Source organism: Synechococcus sp. MU1651 (assembly GCF_023630635.1).
Classification (GTDB): domain Bacteria; phylum Cyanobacteriota; class Cyanobacteriia; order PCC-6307; family Cyanobiaceae; genus Parasynechococcus.
In genome coordinates, this window is sequence record NZ_JAKUHJ010000001.1 from 276,174 (window position 1) to 293,058 (window position 16,885).

Here is a 16,885-nt window from a genome sequence, read left to right on the forward strand (position 1 = left end):
CGAGGGTGCATCGATGGTGGTGACGCAGGCAGATCGGCAAGCCACCACCTCTGCATTCCTCGAGTACCTGCATGGGCCACAGCGTCCTGTGCTCGTGTTCGACGGTGCCACTGGCACCAGCCTTCAGGGGCTTGGGCTTACGGCGGATGATTTCGGTGGTCCTGACCTGGAGGGTTGCAACGAGAACCTGGCGGTCACCAAGCCGGATGCAGTCAGGGCAGTGCATCGCCAGTTCCTCGAGGTGGGCTGCGATGTCATCGAAACCGATACCTTCGGCGCTGCATCGATTGTGCTGGCGGAATACGGCCTGGAAGACAAGGCCTTTGAGCTGAACAAGCGGGCAGCCGAGCTGGCCCGGGAAATGGCTGATGAATTCAGCACCCCTGAGAAGCCACGTTTCGTGGCGGGCTCCATGGGGCCCACCACCAAGCTGCCCACCCTTGGCCACATCGATTTCGACACGATGCGGGATTCGTTCCGCGAGCAGGCTGAGGGACTGATCGCCGGCAACGTCGACCTGTTCATCGTCGAAACCTGTCAGGACGTGCTGCAGATCAAGGCAGCACTCCAGGGCATCGAATCGGCCTTTGCCGCCACCGGTGAGCGGCGGGCCCTGATGGTCTCCGTCACGATGGAAACCACGGGCACCATGCTCGTCGGCACGGACATCGCCGCTGTGGTGTCGATCCTTGAGCCATTCCCGATCGACATCCTCGGCCTGAACTGCGCCACCGGTCCGGAGCAGATGAAGGAGCACATTCGCTACCTCTCTGAGCATTCCCCCTTCACCGTCAGCTGCATTCCCAACGCCGGACTGCCGGAAAACGTTGGCGGGGTGGCCCATTACCGCCTCACCCCGGTGGAGCTGAAGATGCAGCTGATGCACTTCGTTGAAGACCTCGGCGTGCAGGTGATCGGTGGATGCTGCGGCACCACTCCCGCCCACATCGGCAGCCTTGCGGAACTGGCCCAGGAGCTCAAGCCGGCTGAACGCCCCTCCCGCTGGGATCGTGCCAGCGCGGAGGATGTGCGCCCCAGCCTCAATTACGAGCCCGCAGCCTCATCGATCTATGGCGTCACGCCCTATCACCAGGACAATTCTTTCCTTATCATTGGTGAGCGGCTCAATGCCAGTGGCAGTCGCAAGGTGCGCGAACTGCTGGCGGAGGAAGACTGGGACGGGCTGGTGTCGGTGGCCCGCGGCCAGGTGAAGGAAAACGCCCACGTGCTCGACGTGAACGTCGACTACGTCGGTCGCGATGGTGAACGGGACATGCACGAGCTGGTGAGCCGTCTGGTCACCAACGTCAACCTGCCCCTGATGCTCGATTCCACCGAGTGGCAGAAGATGGAGGCGGGCCTGAAGGTGGCTGGGGGGAAATGCATTCTCAACTCCACCAACTACGAAGACGGTGACGAGCGCTTCTTCAAGGTTCTGGAGCTGGCCCGCCGCTACGGCGCCGCTGTGGTGGTCGGCACGATTGATGAGGACGGGATGGCCAGAACGGCCGAGAAGAAGTTCGCCATCGCCCAGCGGGCCTATCGCGATGCCCTCGAGTTCGGCATCCCTGCCCACGAGATCTTCTACGACCCCCTGGCCCTTCCCATCTCCACTGGCATTGAGGAAGACCGGCTGAATGGTCGCGCCACCGTGGATGCCATCCGGATGATCCGGGAGAACCTCCCCGGCGTGCACGTGGTGCTCGGGGTCAGCAATGTGAGTTTCGGCCTGTCACCGGCGGCCCGGATCACCCTCAATTCGGTTTTCCTTCACGACTGCTGTGAAGCCGGCATGGATTCGGCCATCGTCAGCCCCGCCAAGATCCTACCTTTGATCAAGATCAGCGACGACCACCAGAAGGTGTGTCGTGATCTGATCAATGACAACCGCCGTTTCGAGGACGGCATCTGCGTCTATGACCCGCTCACTGAACTCACCAAGTTGTTTGAGGGAGTGAGCACCAAGGAAGCCCGTGCATCAGGCCCCTCGCTGGCGGATCTGCCGATTGAGGCACGGCTCAAGCAGCACATTATTGATGGTGAGCGCATCGGCCTGGAGCCCTCCCTGGATGAGGCTTTGCAGACCTACCCCCCTCTGCAGATCATCAACACCTTCCTTCTGGATGGCATGAAGGTGGTGGGTGAATTGTTCGGCAGTGGCCAGATGCAGCTCCCCTTCGTGCTGCAAAGCGCCGAGACGATGAAATCCGCGGTGGCTCACCTCGAGCCGCACATGGAAAAAAGCGAGGGGGAGAGCACAAGCAAGGGCAAGTTCCTGATCGCCACGGTGAAGGGCGATGTCCACGACATCGGCAAGAACCTGGTGGACATCATCCTCACCAACAATGGTTATGAGGTGATCAATCTGGGCATCAAGCAGAGCTGTGAAGCCATCGTTGAGGCCCAACGTGAACATCAGGCCGATTGCATCGCGATGAGCGGTCTGCTGGTGAAGTCCACGGCCTTCATGAAGGACAACCTCCAGGCCTTCAACGATGCGGGAATTGATGTTCCTGTGATCCTTGGCGGTGCGGCGCTGACCCCACGCTTCGTGCAGAAGGACTGCCGTGAGGTTTACGACGGCAAGGTGATCTACGGCCGTGATGCCTTCGCTGATCTGCGCTTCATGGATGCGTTGATGGATGCGAAGCGCAGCGACAACTGGACCAACACCAAGGGCTTCCTGGCTGATGCTCCCCAGGGGGTTGGCCTGGATGAAGAGTCGACAACCTCCGAGAGCGCTGAGGAGACATCCACCTCCGCCTCGGATGCTCCGGCTACGGATCTGCCGCCGGTGAGCTCAGATCGATCCGACGCTGTCCCCGCTGAAACCGCACCGGTGCCGCCCTTCCTCGGCTCTGCGGTGATCACTGAGAACGACATCGACATCGCTGAGGTCTTCCACTACCTCGACCGCAATGCCCTCTTCGCTGGCCAGTGGATGCTCCGCAAAACCAAGGAGCAGAGTCGGGACGACTACGAGGCGATGCTTCAGGAGAAGGCAGAGCCGGTGTTGCAGGAGTGGATGCAGCGCTGCATCAACGAGTCACTGTTGACCCCCCGGGCTGTGTACGGCTACTTCCCTGTGGGACGCGATGGCAACACCCTTCGGGTGTTTGATGCCGATGGCACGCTGGAACTCGGGTCTTTTGAGCTTCCCCGTCAACGGTCTGGCAACCGCTACTGCATTGCCGATTTCTTCAACGATCTGGACGCTGAGGGACGCCCAACCGACGTGCTGCCTATGCAGGCCGTGACCATGGGCCAGAAGGCCTCTGTGGTGGCGCAGGAGCTGTTCAAGGGCGATCGCTACAGCGATTACCTGTACTTCCATGGCCTGGCGGTTCAGATGGCCGAAGCGATGGCCGAATGGGTGCACGCACGGATTCGCTCGGAACTCGGTTTCGCAGATCCAGCTGGCATGCCCCTGCGGGATGTGCTGGCGCAGCGGTACCGCGGCAGCCGGTACTCCTTCGGCTACCCCGCCTGCCCGAATGTGGCCGACTCCAGGCAACAGCTGGACTGGCTCGGGGCTGAGCGGATCGGCTTGAGCATGGACGCCAGCGACCAGCTCGAACCGGAGCAGAGCACCACAGCATTGGTGGCGCTGCACTCCCAGGCCCGTTACTTCAGCGCCTGAGCCCTGAGGGGCATCCCATAGCCTGATGGGCCCTGTTTTTGTTCACCATGGCCATTGCCGGACCGGATGGTGTTGATGCCGCCATCAAAGCTGGTGTGGATCTTGATGGAAGTCCAATCCCTGAAGCGATGCTCGCCCTTTACAACCAGGTGATGGATCTGGAAAGTCAGCGCGCCCGCAGTGGTGTTCTGAAATCGATGCGCAACCGGGTGGTCAAGACCGGAGCCAAGCATTTCGACCAGGAAACGCTCAATCAAAGGCTCCTTGAGGCCGGATGGGACGGTCTGATGGGCAAGGAGATCGCTTTCTTCTACGGATGATCTCCTGCTGACGGAGAAGCACCCTCTGCCGGGCTCAGTCCTGGCAGAGCTTCTCCATCGTGTCGATCACCTCTTGCTGGAACGATTCCAGGGCACTGGACTCGCTCAGATCAAGGCCTTCGCCAGCGGCGTTCTGGGCCAGGTCCTGGAAATGAAAGGCTCCCTCTCCATTGGCAAGGAACTCGATCGCCGAGCTTTCACCGCTCTCGCGAAACGCATCGCAGAGCGCCAGAAAAGCAGCGTCTTCAGTGAACTCCCAATCCATCGAGTGGACATGACTGAATGACCTTTAACCCGCTCCCCCAGGGGTTCGTCAACCGTCTGAAGTCAAAATGTGCCAGTCCTTGGGCAGACTCCCCCCCAAACGAGCGCTCAGATGTCCAGCAGCAGCCCCGAATTTCCGCCGGCCAGGAACGTTCTTGGCGACCCACTGGAGAGTTGCAGTTGTGAACCGATGACGGGTTGGTATCGCAATGGCCTCTGCCAAACCGATCCATCGGATCTCGGCCAGCACAGCATCTGCTGCGTGATGACCGAGCAATTTCTCAGTTACAGCAAGGCCCAGGGCAATGACCTGAGCACACCGATGCCCGCGTTTCAGTTCCCGGGCTTGAAACCAGGGGACCACTGGTGCGTCTGTGCACCGCGCTGGAAACAGGCCTACGACGATGGCGTCGCACCGATGGTGCGCCTGGAGGCCACGGAAGACACAGCCCTGACGGTTGTCAGCCTCGAGCAGCTGCAGCAGCACGCTCACCAATCGATCGACTGACCGTCCCAGGCGAGAAAGGCTCCTGATTGTTCCGGGGTCTGTTGCAGCAACACCTCAACCAACTGACGCGCAGCCCGTTCTGGAGTGAAAAGTTTGCCTGGTGCCACGAAGCTCTGGAACGGACGAGACAGGGCTGTGTCGGTCGTACCGGGATGCAACAGGCTCACGGTGGCCAATGGCCAGCGGCGGGCCCATTCTATGCTCAGGCAGCGCAGCAGCTGGTTCTGAGCCGCCTTGGCCGCCCTGTAGCCGTACCAGCCCCCAGTGCGGTTGTCGCCGATGCTTCCCACGCGAGCACTGAGGCTGGCGAAATGAAAGGGTTGATCCCGCTGCAGCAAGGGCTCGATCGCCTTGGCCAGCAGGATCGGTGCCATGGCGTTGATGCCGAATTGCTCCTCCAACTGAGAACGATCGATCTGTTGAAGACGTTTTTCCGGTTGAAGCCCAGGACCATGCAGACGGCCGCTGCAGTTGAACACCAAACGCAGGGGGAGCCCCTGGGCTCGCAGGCTTGAGCTCAGACCATCCAGATCACTGTCGTTTTGGAGGTCCAGTTGCAGAGAGGAGGCCGGAGGTCCATGACGTCCAGCGGTCAGCACCTTCAGATCAGGGCAGGTGCGCTTCAGTTCTGCTGCCACCGCCGCTCCGATGCCGCCGGGGCCAACCACCAGAGCCAAGCCAGCCCAAGTGGTCGGAGCTTCTTCGACCATGTGAACTTGCTGCGAAGAGGAGACCGTCTAGCGGAAATCAGGCATCATCGGCTGGTGGCTCTGACAGCAGTTCTGGTGCCGATGCGCTGTCATTTCTGGCTCCCGGCCGCGATCGGAAGTCTTTTCATGGCGGCTTTGATCGGCTGGTTGGCTCGGCCGCTCTCACAGCGGCCTGATCAGCTCAGATCAAGCTTGGCTGATCTGCTCGATCACGATTCAACTGTCGGTTCGAGCGTGGTTCCAAAGGTGCCGCCTGGTGCTGACCATGTGCCCCTGGAGATCCGCGTCGGTTTGGTCAGCCAGAGTCCTATCACCGTCTTCCGACCCGGACCCAACGTGCTCTGTCGCTACCAGCACGGCGATGTGATCCCTGCCCAGGAGCTGATGAAGAGGATCGCTTCCTCACCTCAGCATGAGATTCATTGCTCCGGTGGACCTGTTCAGATCAACCAGCAGCATTATCAAGGAGATGTATCACTGCTGAAAAGCCAAGGTGATTGGCTGCCGGTGGTCTCGCTTGATCTGGAGACCTACGTAGCCTCCGTGGTAGGCGCCGAAATGCCAAGCAGTTGGCATGGGGAAGCCCTCAAGGCGCAAGCCGTTGCAGCCCGCTCCTATGCGATGGCCCATCTCGCCCGACCGGCAACGACGGCCTATCACCTGGGGGATACAACCCGTTGGCAGGTGTTTGCAGGGGAGCAAAGCACCACCCCGGCCAGTCGTTCAGCAACACGGGAAACCCGCGGGATCATCCTGAGTTACGGCGGCGGCATTGTGGAAAGCCTTTATGCGTCAAATGCGCAGGTGAGTGCTGAAGCCCATGGCCATCTCGGCGCCAGCATGAGTCAATCAGGGGCACAGCAACTTGCCCATCAGGGACTCCCCTTCAATGCCATTCTCGGCAGGTACTACGCAGGAGCCTCGCTGGCACGGTTGACATGGCATGACCAGTGAACTGCTTCGAAAAGCGATGGAGGTCACGGTTGCAGCGACCGCATCCGGAGCTCTTGTTCCGCTCGACACCTCATTGAGCCATCTGGTCGGGGAAAGAGGCTGTCGCTTTGAGTTGCGCCACCTCCTCAGCGCCACACCAAAACACCTTCGAGCATCGGGTCCAAAGCCGAATCCGTTTCTTCCCTGGGACCAACGTCTGGAGGTTGACCGGATCGGTGAATCCCACGTCGTGATCCTGAACAAATATCCCGTTCAGACCTCCCACATGTTGCTCATCACCCAGGACTGGCAACCCCAGACCGGTTGGTTGTCCTTAGAGGATTGGCGCTCCCTCGCCAGGATTGATGCCACGACGACGGGGCTGTGGTTCTTCAACAGCGGGCCTGATGCCGGCGCCAGTCAGCCCCATCGACATCTGCAGTTGTTACCGCGGTCAGAAGGGGAGCGGATCTGTGCTCGGGACGATTGGTTCCGTTGTTGTGCGGCTGGCACAACCACTTCTGCTCAGGATCCTCTGTTGCGCAGTGCACGGGTCGCAGCGATCAGTTCAACCCTGACGGGTGAAATGCTTCAGGCGTTGTATCTCGCTCTGGCTGAAGACCTCGGTCTGGGGAACCCCAGCACCGATGACTGCCCGCGAGGGGCTTACAACCTGTTGCTCACTCGGCAGTGGATGGCCATGGTTCGCCGCAGCAGGGAGGGAATTCGCGGCTTCAGTGTCAACGCCCTCGGCTTCGCCGGATCCTTATTGAGCACTGATGCCTCCGATCGAGAGTGGATTCATCGTTCTGGACCGGAGGCCCTGCTTCAAGCTGTTGTCGACACACAGGCCTGAAAAGTTCGGTGATGGCACGGATGTTTTGGCTTGCTTCTCTCTGCCAAGGCTGGAGATGCAACTCACAACCATCCATTGGACAAGACCTGCCTCAAGCGTCGGAACCGTCAAATTCAGGACAACCTGCATCTGGTTCAACCCATTGCCCGTCATTACGCCCAACAGACAGGCCTAGAAAGCGACGATCTCCTGCAAGTCGGATGTCTTGGCCTGATCAAGGCCTACAACCGCTACGACGCCCAGCGAGGAAATCCCTTTCCAAGCTTCGCCAAGCCGCACATTCGCGGAGCCATTCTCCACTTCCTTCGCGACAGAGTCGGATTGATACGACTCCCCAGGGCCGTTGAAGAACGGGCCATGCAGATGGTGCGCAGTTCGGAGGGCTCTGCTCTGAGCCCAGCCGATGCCCTCGTGGTTGACCACTACCGCAGCAAGCAGCACTGGGTGGAATTCAACGACGACGTTCTCGACGACACAGCGCAAGGGATGGATCTGGTCGAACGCTCGGAGGCCTGGAGCAGGGTGAACAAGCTCTTCCGCAACCTTGAAAACGACGACCAACGTGCGCTGCAGATGGTCGTCATTGATGGGATGAGTCTTAGGCAGACAGCGCGACTGCTTGGGGTTTCAGCGATGACAGTTCAGAGGCGCGTGAAACGCGGCCTCAACACCATCGCGAAGAGGTTGAACGATGCTCAGCCTGACGCCTGAGCATCGCGATCCATCTGTTCCTGAAGAGTTTTGATGGCGGCATTCAGGGCCGACAGCTGCCGTTCAGCACCATCACGCCAGAACCGCAGCATCGACAACTTCCGTTCCTGATGCTGGCGACGCAGGCTTGTGTGATCGGTGCTGGGGCTACAGCAGAACGGAGGAAGCATTTCAGCGTCGACGCTGAGCGCATGCTGACCGATTTTCAGGCACGGTGTGACTCATCAATCTGTTGGCTGTCTCAGAAGGTGGAACTACGGTGTGAATTGAGAGCATCCACATCGTGGTGTCGACGTTGCTCCGAACACCACAACAGCAAGCCGCATGAGTCTCAGGCAAATCCCAATCTTGGTCTTGACCTGCGTCTCGCTTGCGGGTTTTGAGTGCGTGCCTCAGCGCAACGCTGAGGCCTACGTCGCGCTCATGGCAGGTCAAAAGGCACGACCTCTCAACGGCACCTTCAACAACGTTCCGGTTCTTCATTCCAATCAACCGGAGATCGTCACCGGTCCAGGAATACTGGTGAACACGGCTGCGGGCTCAGCCATCGCTGCGGAGTCGAACCAGCCGCTTCGCAATGCCGCCCACACCTTCAACGGTGAGTTCGGCTTTCATATGCATCACAAGTATTACCCCCAAGACCAATCCAAGTTGGGGGGCCGTCGATCCAGAGGCTTGATGACCCTGGCTCTGATCGCGACGAATCCCGGGTCAAGCCCGATCACACTGAAGTTCGATCGAGGCTCCGTCAAAAACAGTTTTGAAGCGCCTTATCACCCGAATCGTTTGATGGGGGTCAAACCCCTTGGGAAGCGTCCTTGGAACACAGGGCCAGGCGATGCCACCGCCGTTCAACTGCTGCGCGGAGAACTGGACCGGAAATTACCCGAACAGGTCGTGATTCCGGCAGGAGAGCAGAGGGTTGTTGTGCGCACTGTGCTCCCTGCCCGTGGCATTGCCAACGGGCTGCTGAGAGGACGCAGCAACGGTCCTTTCACGATGGCTGTCATTGCCGCCGATCAATCAGCACAGGATGCCGATCTGTTCGCGGTGCTGCAGTCGGGGCGACTGGCACCGGGAAGGATTTATCTCAACCGGATTCGCGAGATCCAGCTGGGTCGTGTTTTTTCCAGGGTGGCCGGCGTTGCCCTGGGCGATGCCTACAAAGCTGAGATCAGCCATGACCTCAACCAGGGGCCACTCCACGTGCCCCTGACCAGCACGAAGCGGCATCACTTCGGTACCAGCGATGTTCAGGTCAATCCGTTGACCACACGGATGGTTGATTCCGCTCTGAACAACGTCGGCACCTATGGGGTTCGCTACGACGTGACCCTCAATGTTTCTGGTGCAGGGCCCCATCAACTGGTGCTCAGTCACCCGGTTGTGTCTGGCAAGAAGACGTTCACAGCCTTCCGTGGATCTTTGCAGATTCGTCAGGATCGAACCCTTCAAGAGGTTCACGTGGGCATGCGCTCAGGGGAGAGCCTGGCCCTGGCTGATCTCAACCTGTTGCCTGGCACACGAAAGGCGGTGAAGGTGAGCTTGGTTTATCCGGCTGATGCCACCCCAGGCCATCTCCTCAGTGTGGTTCCCGTTCAGCAGCTGGCCATGATTCATCGCCGCAAGCAACAACAGCGGGACGCCCAGGTCAAAATCGCGGACAGTAAATCCCGCATGGTGGGGCCGAAGACCGCTCCTCCTTCTCCTGAAGCCAAGCCTGTTGTTGTGAACCCTGCACCTGTGAAGTCTGCATCTGTAAGGCAGGCTCCTGTGATTCCTGCTGTGGTGCCTGTCGCCCGACCCGGTTACGGCGATGTGATTCGATCTCAGCAGCAATGGTTGCTCCAGCTTCAGGGTCGATAACCTGCCAAAAGGTGGATTGAACTTTTGAGCGGCGAGGACTCAAAACGTCAACGCATCTCTGTGGAGATGTCAGAGCCCATGGTCGCGTTGATTGACCAGCTCAAGGGTGAATACGGAGCCCGTTCCCGCGGCAGGGTGCTCGAAATGCTCCTCCAGGATCTGCTCGACCCTGCGGATGCAGCATCGGATCCTGAGGTCGATCCTCTCAAGGACGATGCTGAACCAGAGGTCGCCAGTGGGCCCGATGAGGTGACCAGTCTCGTTCTGATCTCAACGGGGAACCAACAACAAGGGGTGGAAGGCGCTCCAGCCTCAGCCTCTGGGCTTCCTTCGGGGGGTGGCTCCTCAGTCATCGACCTGCCGGGGTTCGTCAGCAAGCGCACCAGTCAGCTGAAAGCGACGCTTCGCTCTCCGCAGCAACGCGATTCCCCTCAGAACGACCCCCTTGTCTCAACGGTGGACCTCGCCGATCTAAGAGAGGCCAGTGCTGCCGCAGAAGAACACTGGAGGTCCCTCTATGGCCAACCACCGGGCCCAACAGTGATTGAAGCTGCCATGACCTGGCTGGCCCGAGATGTCTGGTCCAGCACCGATGCCAGTGATGGGCGTCCATTCACCTGGTCGGCTGCCAATGCAGCCGTTGAGACACTCTGTTCCAGCTGGGAGTCAAGCGATCCATCGCTGGGTCGGGTGATGGTCGTGGCTGGCGCTCTTGAGGACCCCTTTGCCACGTCTTCGTTGGCGGAACGCATGCCGACCCTGATCCGCCGCTTTGTGAACCGTTTCCGCCGCAGCAGACAGGTCACCTCCTTCGAAACCCTTGAGTCGACCATGACGGTGCATGGGGCTCTCAAACTGTTGGGTTTATCAACCCAGGCAGGAACTTCGGTCACTCTCAGCTCCATTCGGGAGGCTTACAAGCAACGGGCGCTTGAAGAACATCCTGATGCGGGTGGTTCCACCGATGCAATGCGCCGACTCAATGAGGCCTATCGGCTGCTGCGTGAGCTGTACAGAAACCGTTGACCGCTTATCTCTGCTGAGACGCAAGACAAGTCCAAGTGCATGTCTTGCTTGAGATAGCTGCGTTGTCATTCATGGCCAGCTCCGTGGCTTCGAACAATCAACCAAGCACTGAGGGCCAACATGGCCACGGAGCCACACAGCGCCAACAAATCAGTGGCGTTGTTCACCTCGAAGCCGATGGTCTTTTTGAATGCCGCAACAATCAGGCCCACAACAATCGCATTGGACAGATTGTTCTTCAGGCTTTGGAGGCTGTTCACCGAGAGAATGTTGGTGTGCTGCTCTTCGCCACCCTCCAGGCGTGGATCGAGGTCCAATTTGCTCATCCGTTCGCAGTCTGATCAACAGAATCTCAGGTCTTGGCTGCGACACGTTTCAGGACCCAATAAAAGTCTTATCTGCAACGAGCGCTAATTCTAAAGATTCAAAGATGATGGTTTTTATTTGCGGCGCAGCCGAGATTTGTCACCGCGCCCTTCCTTCTGCAAAAACCATTGTCTTGATAGCTTTACCTGTAGTCCACGGCCAGTCCAGAGGTGGACTGTGACCGGCAAAACCGTTTGAAAGCCTGGGTTTTCAGGCTTGCGTACCTGCTGTAGACACAGGTACGCGATTGGAGCTCACCCTTTCTAGCCTCGAAACCTCGAATCAGACCATTGTCCGGCTGTTCATGCGGAATCGCTTTACAACTTCAATCACATGTCCCTCGATCAACTGGAAGCCAAAGACATGTACCAAGTGACTCAAAATAGACTTGTTACGAGTCTCGATTAGTGTCTCAGTCGGGACGAATTGACATTATGAGGCCTCGACCAGGGCCGCTCAAGAATGTCGACCTATGGATTAGGTAGAGACCTGACGCCCTCGAGCAGCCGATCGAATCATCGAGAGGATGCCTTGCAAGACTTCAGCAGATGATTGGCAGAAAATAAAAAGCAGATTTTCATCTCTTAGGTCTCAACTGAGGCGCATTTCAGGTCTTGAAAGCTGTCTCAGTCAAGACAAGTGGACAATAAAAACCGGGCTCGAGGGCCCGGCTCTTTTGAAAACGTTCAACGTTGAATCAGGTGGACGTCTGCATGCCCTGAATCAAGAAGTCGAAATAAGGAGACGTGAGCTTCACCTGCTGTTCCGACAACAACGACAGGGACGCTTCCTTCATGCACTTCATGGCTTCAACCATGCCGGGCATCGGAACACCGAGGCTGTTGTACATCTCGCGAGCACCCACCAGACCGATCTCCTGGATCATTTCGGTGCTGCCGGCCAGAACTCCGTAGGTGATCAAACGGAGGTACCAGCTGTAGTCGCGAAGGCACTGGGCCCGCTGGCGCTGACCGTAGGCATTGCCGCCAGGGGCGACGTACTCAGGTTTGCGACCAAACAATTGCTTGGCCGATTCGTCGACGATCTTTTTTTCGTTCTCGGTCAGAACCTTGACCACAGAAACGCGCATAGCGCCTTGGTCGAGGAAATCCACCATGGTGCGGAGTTCTCCGCTGGTGGGATACCGCAGATCGTCATCGGCCTGGAGGATGAGATCCCGGACAACGCTCATGGAACTGGGCAGGCTTCGTGGAGTTTAGTGGTCTCGACCCGTTCACCTGACCCATCACCGCCCGGGTGTTACGCCATTGCAATGGCAGGGAATCGAGTGCATGACCAAAGTCGACAGCCCGAACAGCAGTGAACCGCGGCCCGGGCTCACAATCGAGCTCGAGGCTGTTGACCTGGATCGCGACGGCAAGGGTCTGGCCCGTTGGAACAACTGGGTAATCGTCGTTCCTGATCTCTTGCCAGGGGAGCGCGCCACGGTCCAGCTGCAGCAACGCCAGAAGTCGCGCTGGTTGAGCCGTCGGGTGGATCAGATCACGTTTTCCGCAGATCGGCGCCGCCCTCCCTGCATCCTTGCCGATGACTGCGGTGGTTGCACCTTGCAACGCCTGGATGACCCCGCCCAAACCCGTTGGAAAGCCCAGCAGCTTCAACAGACCATGCAGCGTATCGGGGGGATTGACGTTGCCCCTGCGCCCACGCTTGTTGATGCGGAACGCTCCTTCGGTTACCGCAACAGGGCCTTGATCCCGCTGAAGCGAGACCAGAACGGACGCTTGAAGGCCGGCTACTTCCGACCGAAGACCCACAAGATCGTCAACCTGAACCACTGCCCTGTGCTCGATCCACGCCTGGACGCGTTGGTGGAGCCTCTCAAGCAGGACCTGGATGCAGGGGGGTGGCCGGCCGACCATGACCTGCTTCAAGCCCAGGGGCTACGCCACCTCGGGCTTCGTCTGGCCAGCGCCACCGGAGACGTTTTGATCACGCTGATCAGCAGCCATGCTCAGCTTCGAGGCCTTGAGGCCCTCGCACAGAGCTGGGTGGAGCGTTGGCCCGCGGTGAAAGGGGTCTGCCTCAACCTTCAACCGAAGGCCAACAACCTGGTGCTCGGTCGCACCACCCATTGCCTCGCCGGTGTTCCCACCATTGAGGAACAGTTCTGCGGAATCAAGCTCGCCCTCAGCAGCACCACCTTTGTTCAGGTGAATACGCCGCAGGCGGAACGGATCGTTCAGCGCCTCACAGACTGGCTTTTGACTCAGTGCGCCGGTGCACGGGTGGTCGATGCCTATTGCGGCGTCGGAACCATTGCCCTGCCCCTGGCCAAGGCCGGTTTTGATGTTCAAGGTCTGGAACTCAACCCCGACTCGGTGGAGCAGGCCCGGCTGAATGCCATGCACAACTGCCTTTCCTCCCGCTGTGCCTTTGATGCCGGCGATGTGGCCGACCTTCTCGCTGCTCAGCTGGACGACTGTCAGGCGCTGGTGTTGGATCCCCCGCGCCGGGGGCTCGATCGACGCGTGGTGGACAGCATCCTTGAGCGGCCACCTGCCGTGCTGGCTTACCTCAGCTGTGACCCCGCCACGCACGCTCGGGATCTCAAAGCACTGCTCGCTCCATCAGGCCCCTACGAGCTGGAGATGCTCCAGCCCGTGGACTTCTTCCCCCAGACAACGCACCTCGAATCGTTGGCGCTGCTGAAACGGGTCAGCTCCTGAGCTCAGCCTGAAACTGCTTGCTCAAAGCGGCACGCACCTTGTCGTGAACAGGCTGAATTTTGTCGTCGGTGAGGGTCTCGCTCTTGCCGCGGTAGCGCAGACGGAATGCCTGGCTCACTTTGTTGTCGCCCAGCTGTTCGCCCTCAAAGCGATCCACAAGTTCCACCTGCTCCAGAAGGGGTTTGCCCGCCTTGCGGATGGCTTGGATCAGATCAGCAGCTGCACTGGATCGGTCGACGATGACGGCAAGATCCCGCTCGCTGAAAGGCACGGTTGGGTAGGGCTTGAAGGCCGGCGTCCAACGGTTGCTGCGGGTTGCAGCATCCACCAGTCGTGTCAGATCCAGTTCAAACAGGTAGGTGGCTTCTGGGAGATCCAGCTCCTCAGCCATGGCTGGATGAAGCTGACCGAAACAACCCAAGGCGCGCCCTTCCAACACCAGGGTGGCGGCACGACCCGGATGCAGTCGTGCGTCATCCGTGAGGCGACGGTCAGACAGCTCCAGCTGCAAGGCCTCCATCACCCGGGTGAGAACGCCACGGGCCTGGAAATAGTCGGGCGCCTGCGGCTTGCCGCTGGTGGCCCAGGTGGAGAGGCGTCGATCTCCGCAGATCACGCCACCAAGAATGGCGGTCTGGCTGACGGCTTCCGGTGAACCGCTGTAGATGTTGCCGATCTCGAAAACAGAGCAACCGCGCTGTGATGCCTTCAGATTGCGAACACAGATCTGCAGGTGCTCCTCCCAGAGGTTCGTGCGCAGATGGCTTGTGTCGGCCAACAACGGATTGCTGATGGCGATGCGCTGTTCCTGCTCCGAAGCCGGGACGAGAGACAGGGTGGTGACCTCCTGCAACCCTGTGGAACAGAACAGCTGCCGCAGGCGCCGTTCCGCCTGCTGGCGCGGGGTGAGGGCACCTGGCTCCAGCGGATCCGGCAGGTGAGCCTCAAACCGATCGAAGCCCACAAGACGCGCCACCTCCTCGATCAGATCAACTTCACGCTGAAGGTCTTGCCGTCTTGAGGGCGGTGCAATCACCTGCCATCCCTGCTCATGGGCTGAGAGCTGGCAACCGAGGGCTGTCAGGCAGTTTTCGATGCTGGGGTCATCGAGATCCTCCGGGCCATCAGCAGCATCGAGGGGGCCAAGCAGTTGATGCAGGGCACTGCGCCTCAACAGCACCGGTTCCGCTTCTGCGGGACCGTTACCGCCCACCCAGCGGCCGCTCTCAGAGCAGGAAAACTCCTGACTCAACAAGTCCAAAGCACGAGCCGAACAGGGCAGGGTCATTTCCACAGGCAACCCTTTTTCGAAACGGCTGCTGGCATCCGTACGCAAGCCCAGGGCCCGGGCCGACTGACGAACCCGCGGCGGAGCAAACAGAGCGGCTTCAAGCCAGATGTTCCGGGTACAGGCAGTCACCCCACTTTCGAGACTCCCCATCACACCAGCGACGGCGACAGGCCGGTCATGGCAGGTGACGACCTGAACACGGCTGTCGAGGGTGCGCTTCTGATCATCCAGACCCACGAAAATTTCCCCATCGCGAGCGGAACGGACGGCAAAACTCTTGGCGTCTACCGATTGCCCGGTCAGTTGTTCCAGCGCATCGGCATCAAAGGCGTGGAGGGGCTGCCCCTGCTCCAGCATCACCAGGTTGGTGACGTCAACCACCGCATTGACGCTGTTCACGCCACCACGCTCAAGGCGCTGCTGCAACCAGGTGGGTGAGGGCTTGGAGCCGTCCACACCCTCGATCCTGGTGATCGAGTAAAAGCAGCCATCCAGTTCTGCGTTCAGCGGAGTGGTGCTGGGATCCAGATCCAGCTCGGGCAGGCTCAAACTGCCACCGGTCAGGGCCGCCACCTCGCGGGCAATACCCACCATTGAGAGGCCGTCGGGGCGATTGGCGGTGATGGCCAGCTCCAGAACGGTGTCGTCGAGTCCCAGCAGGGGCGCCACGGGCGTCCCGTTGGCCGGTAGCGACTCCCCAAGCTCATCCAGGATGGCGATGCCGTCGGACTGCTCCGTCAGGCCCAGCTCCGTCAGGGAGCAGATCATTCCGTTGCTGGCCACACCCCGCAATTCACCGGCTTTGATCGTCAAGCCAACGGCGGGGAGGGTGGCTCCGACCATGGCCACCGGAACATGGATCCCGGCACGCACGTTGCTGGCACCACACACGATCTGGATGGGGTCCTGAGCTCCCACATCCACCGTGCAGACGCTGAGCTTGTCGGCATTGGGGTGTTTCTCCCGTTCCAGCACATGGCCAACCACCACGCCCTGGGCCCGGGCGCTGAGGTCATCAACGTCGTCCACCTCAAAGCCCGCCATCGAGAGGCGCTCGGAGAGATCGTCCACGGACTCATTCACCTGGACCAGCTGCTTCAGCCAGGAGATGGATACCCGCATCGGATCTAAGCCACACAGCGCGCGATCTTAGGAAGTCCCCTCTGGGGGAGCTGCTCTGAACCTGTCGGGTCAGGGGGTAAGCTCGATGTTTGTCAATTCGCTTCGCACCTGCGGCGCAACGTCCTTTATGGCCAAGAACAAGGGCGTCCGGATCGTGATCACTCTCGAGTGCACCGAATGCCGGTCCAATCCCGCCAAGCGTTCACCCGGCGTGTCTCGCTACACGACGGAAAAGAACCGCCGGAACACCACCGAACGGCTGGAGATCAAAAAGTTCTGTCCCCACTGCAACAAGTCCACGCTCCATAAGGAGATCAAGTGACCTTGCAGGTCCGTCTTTCCTCCATCCGTTCCTGAGTCATGTCCAGCTCCTTCTTCAAGAAGCGTCTTTCGCCGATCAAGCCCGGTGATCCCATCGATTACAAGGATGTGGATCTTCTCAAGAAGTTCATCACCGAACGCGGCAAGATTCTTCCCCGTCGCCTCACCGGCCTCACCGCCAAGCAGCAGCGCGATCTCACCAACGCCGTCAAGCGTGCCCGCATCGTTGCCCTTCTGCCGTTTGTGAACCCCGAAGGTTGA

Annotated in this window: 17 protein-coding genes; 11 read left to right on the plus strand and 6 right to left on the minus strand. The window is 59.6% G+C overall.

Annotation, left to right across the window (positions count from 1 at the left end):
* Positions 1-13 precede the first annotated feature (13 nt).
* Positions 14-3,640 carry a methionine synthase gene (gene metH, locus NCN05_RS01705; protein WP_250396728.1) on the plus strand — a complete coding sequence of 1,209 codons (3,627 nt, stop codon included), beginning with the start codon at positions 14-16 and terminating at the stop codon, positions 3,638-3,640.
* Positions 3,641-3,687: 47 nt separating this feature from the next.
* Entirely contained in the window at positions 3,688-3,960 is a 273-nt protein-coding gene (locus NCN05_RS01710) for a small RNA NsiR4-regulated ssr1528 family protein (RefSeq protein WP_250396729.1), read from the plus strand.
* Between the two features lie 34 nt (positions 3,961-3,994).
* On the opposite strand, the gene NCN05_RS01715 is transcribed toward NCN05_RS01710, so the two are convergent.
* A complete protein-coding gene (locus NCN05_RS01715) occupies positions 3,995-4,225 on the minus strand; it encodes a DUF8667 family protein (protein ID WP_006851429.1) in 231 nt (76 codons plus the stop codon).
* Between the two features lie 111 nt (positions 4,226-4,336).
* Here NCN05_RS01715 and NCN05_RS01720 point away from each other — a divergent pair, with 111 nt between their 5' ends.
* Complete coding sequence (locus NCN05_RS01720; RefSeq protein ID WP_250396730.1) at positions 4,337-4,732, plus strand: DUF2237 family protein; 396 nt, start codon at positions 4,337-4,339, stop codon at positions 4,730-4,732.
* On the opposite strand, the gene NCN05_RS01725 is transcribed toward NCN05_RS01720, so the two are convergent.
* Positions 4,714-5,442, minus strand: a complete 729-nt coding sequence (locus NCN05_RS01725; protein ID WP_250396731.1) for an SDR family NAD(P)-dependent oxidoreductase — start codon at positions 5,440-5,442, stop codon at positions 4,714-4,716. The genes NCN05_RS01720 and NCN05_RS01725 overlap by 19 nt on opposite strands.
* A gap of 54 nt (positions 5,443-5,496) precedes the next feature.
* Between NCN05_RS01725 and NCN05_RS01730 the strand changes: the two genes are divergently transcribed.
* The 3 genes from NCN05_RS01730 to NCN05_RS01740 are packed head-to-tail and all read left to right on the plus strand — an operon-like array spanning position 5,497 to position 7,942.
* Complete coding sequence (locus NCN05_RS01730) at positions 5,497-6,396, plus strand: SpoIID/LytB domain-containing protein (RefSeq protein WP_250396732.1); 900 nt, start codon at positions 5,497-5,499, stop codon at positions 6,394-6,396.
* Positions 6,386-7,231: a DUF4922 domain-containing protein gene (locus NCN05_RS01735; RefSeq protein WP_250396733.1), complete on the plus strand. Its 846-nt coding sequence runs from the start codon at positions 6,386-6,388 to the stop codon at positions 7,229-7,231. Before NCN05_RS01730 ends, NCN05_RS01735 begins: the two co-directional genes overlap by 11 nt.
* Positions 7,232-7,261: 30 nt before the next feature.
* Positions 7,262-7,942: a sigma-70 family RNA polymerase sigma factor gene (locus NCN05_RS01740; protein ID WP_250396734.1), complete on the plus strand. Its 681-nt coding sequence runs from the start codon at positions 7,262-7,264 to the stop codon at positions 7,940-7,942.
* Here NCN05_RS01740 and NCN05_RS01745 read toward each other — a convergent pair.
* Positions 7,927-8,112 carry a hypothetical protein gene (locus NCN05_RS01745; protein WP_114989156.1) on the minus strand — a complete coding sequence of 62 codons (186 nt, stop codon included), beginning with the start codon at positions 8,110-8,112 and terminating at the stop codon, positions 7,927-7,929. The two genes, NCN05_RS01740 and NCN05_RS01745, sit on opposite strands and share 16 nt — an antisense overlap.
* Positions 8,113-8,266: 154 nt before the next feature.
* Here NCN05_RS01745 and NCN05_RS01750 point away from each other — a divergent pair, with 154 nt between their 5' ends.
* Together NCN05_RS01750 and NCN05_RS01755 are read left to right on the plus strand one after the other, a co-directional pair.
* Positions 8,267-9,808 carry a DUF3370 family protein gene (locus NCN05_RS01750; protein WP_250396735.1) on the plus strand — a complete coding sequence of 514 codons (1,542 nt, stop codon included), beginning with the start codon at positions 8,267-8,269 and terminating at the stop codon, positions 9,806-9,808.
* 78 nt (positions 9,809-9,886) lie between these two features.
* Complete coding sequence (locus NCN05_RS01755; protein ID WP_250396736.1) at positions 9,887-10,834, plus strand: molecular chaperone DnaJ; 948 nt, start codon at positions 9,887-9,889, stop codon at positions 10,832-10,834.
* 65 nt (positions 10,835-10,899) lie between these two features.
* On the opposite strand, the gene NCN05_RS01760 is transcribed toward NCN05_RS01755, so the two are convergent.
* Complete coding sequence (locus tag NCN05_RS01760; RefSeq protein WP_250396737.1) at positions 10,900-11,160, minus strand: hypothetical protein; 261 nt, start codon at positions 11,158-11,160, stop codon at positions 10,900-10,902.
* Positions 11,161-11,897: 737 nt separating this feature from the next.
* Complete coding sequence (locus tag NCN05_RS01765) at positions 11,898-12,392, minus strand: allophycocyanin subunit alpha-B (protein ID WP_114989152.1); 495 nt, start codon at positions 12,390-12,392, stop codon at positions 11,898-11,900.
* A 100-nt stretch (positions 12,393-12,492) separates the two neighbouring features.
* On the opposite strand from NCN05_RS01765, the gene rlmD reads away from it, so the two are divergent.
* Positions 12,493-13,890, plus strand: coding sequence for a 23S rRNA (uracil(1939)-C(5))-methyltransferase RlmD (gene rlmD / locus NCN05_RS01770; RefSeq protein ID WP_250396738.1), 1,398 nt, complete (start codon positions 12,493-12,495; stop codon positions 13,888-13,890).
* On the opposite strand, the gene pheT is transcribed toward rlmD, so the two are convergent.
* Complete coding sequence (gene pheT / locus NCN05_RS01775) at positions 13,880-16,303, minus strand: phenylalanine--tRNA ligase subunit beta (protein ID WP_250396739.1); 2,424 nt, start codon at positions 16,301-16,303, stop codon at positions 13,880-13,882. The two genes, rlmD and pheT, sit on opposite strands and share 11 nt — an antisense overlap.
* Positions 16,304-16,430: 127 nt before the next feature.
* Between pheT and rpmG the strand changes: the two genes are divergently transcribed.
* Entirely contained in the window at positions 16,431-16,625 is a 195-nt protein-coding gene (rpmG, locus tag NCN05_RS01780) for a 50S ribosomal protein L33 (protein ID WP_006851071.1), read from the plus strand.
* A gap of 38 nt (positions 16,626-16,663) precedes the next feature.
* The gene (rpsR, locus tag NCN05_RS01785; protein ID WP_006041316.1) at positions 16,664-16,885 is read left to right on the plus strand and encodes a 30S ribosomal protein S18; all 222 of its coding nucleotides are present in this window, start codon (positions 16,664-16,666) and stop codon (positions 16,883-16,885) included.

Coding starts and splice junctions, on each gene's coding strand:
- NCN05_RS01720 (WP_250396730.1), top strand. CDS start 4,337: ATGTCCAGCAGCAGCCCCGAATTTCCGCCGGCCAGGAACGTTCTTGGC.
- NCN05_RS01725 (WP_250396731.1), bottom strand. CDS start 5,442: ATGGTCGAAGAAGCTCCGACCACTTGGGCTGGCTTGGCTCTGGTGGTT.
- NCN05_RS01710 (WP_250396729.1), top strand. CDS start 3,688: ATGGCCATTGCCGGACCGGATGGTGTTGATGCCGCCATCAAAGCTGGT.
- NCN05_RS01760 (WP_250396737.1), bottom strand. CDS start 11,160: ATGAGCAAATTGGACCTCGATCCACGCCTGGAGGGTGGCGAAGAGCAG.
- NCN05_RS01715 (WP_006851429.1), bottom strand. CDS start 4,225: ATGGATTGGGAGTTCACTGAAGACGCTGCTTTTCTGGCGCTCTGCGAT.
- rlmD (WP_250396738.1), top strand. CDS start 12,493: ATGACCAAAGTCGACAGCCCGAACAGCAGTGAACCGCGGCCCGGGCTC.
- pheT (WP_250396739.1), bottom strand. CDS start 16,303: ATGCGGGTATCCATCTCCTGGCTGAAGCAGCTGGTCCAGGTGAATGAG.
- rpsR (WP_006041316.1), top strand. CDS start 16,664: ATGTCCAGCTCCTTCTTCAAGAAGCGTCTTTCGCCGATCAAGCCCGGT.
- NCN05_RS01750 (WP_250396735.1), top strand. CDS start 8,267: ATGAGTCTCAGGCAAATCCCAATCTTGGTCTTGACCTGCGTCTCGCTT.
- NCN05_RS01765 (WP_114989152.1), bottom strand. CDS start 12,392: ATGAGCGTTGTCCGGGATCTCATCCTCCAGGCCGATGACGATCTGCGG.
- metH (WP_250396728.1), top strand. CDS start 14: ATGGTGGTGACGCAGGCAGATCGGCAAGCCACCACCTCTGCATTCCTC.
- rpmG (WP_006851071.1), top strand. CDS start 16,431: ATGGCCAAGAACAAGGGCGTCCGGATCGTGATCACTCTCGAGTGCACC.
- NCN05_RS01745 (WP_114989156.1), bottom strand. CDS start 8,112: ATGCTTCCTCCGTTCTGCTGTAGCCCCAGCACCGATCACACAAGCCTG.
- NCN05_RS01755 (WP_250396736.1), top strand. CDS start 9,887: ATGGTCGCGTTGATTGACCAGCTCAAGGGTGAATACGGAGCCCGTTCC.
- NCN05_RS01735 (WP_250396733.1), top strand. CDS start 6,386: ATGACCAGTGAACTGCTTCGAAAAGCGATGGAGGTCACGGTTGCAGCG.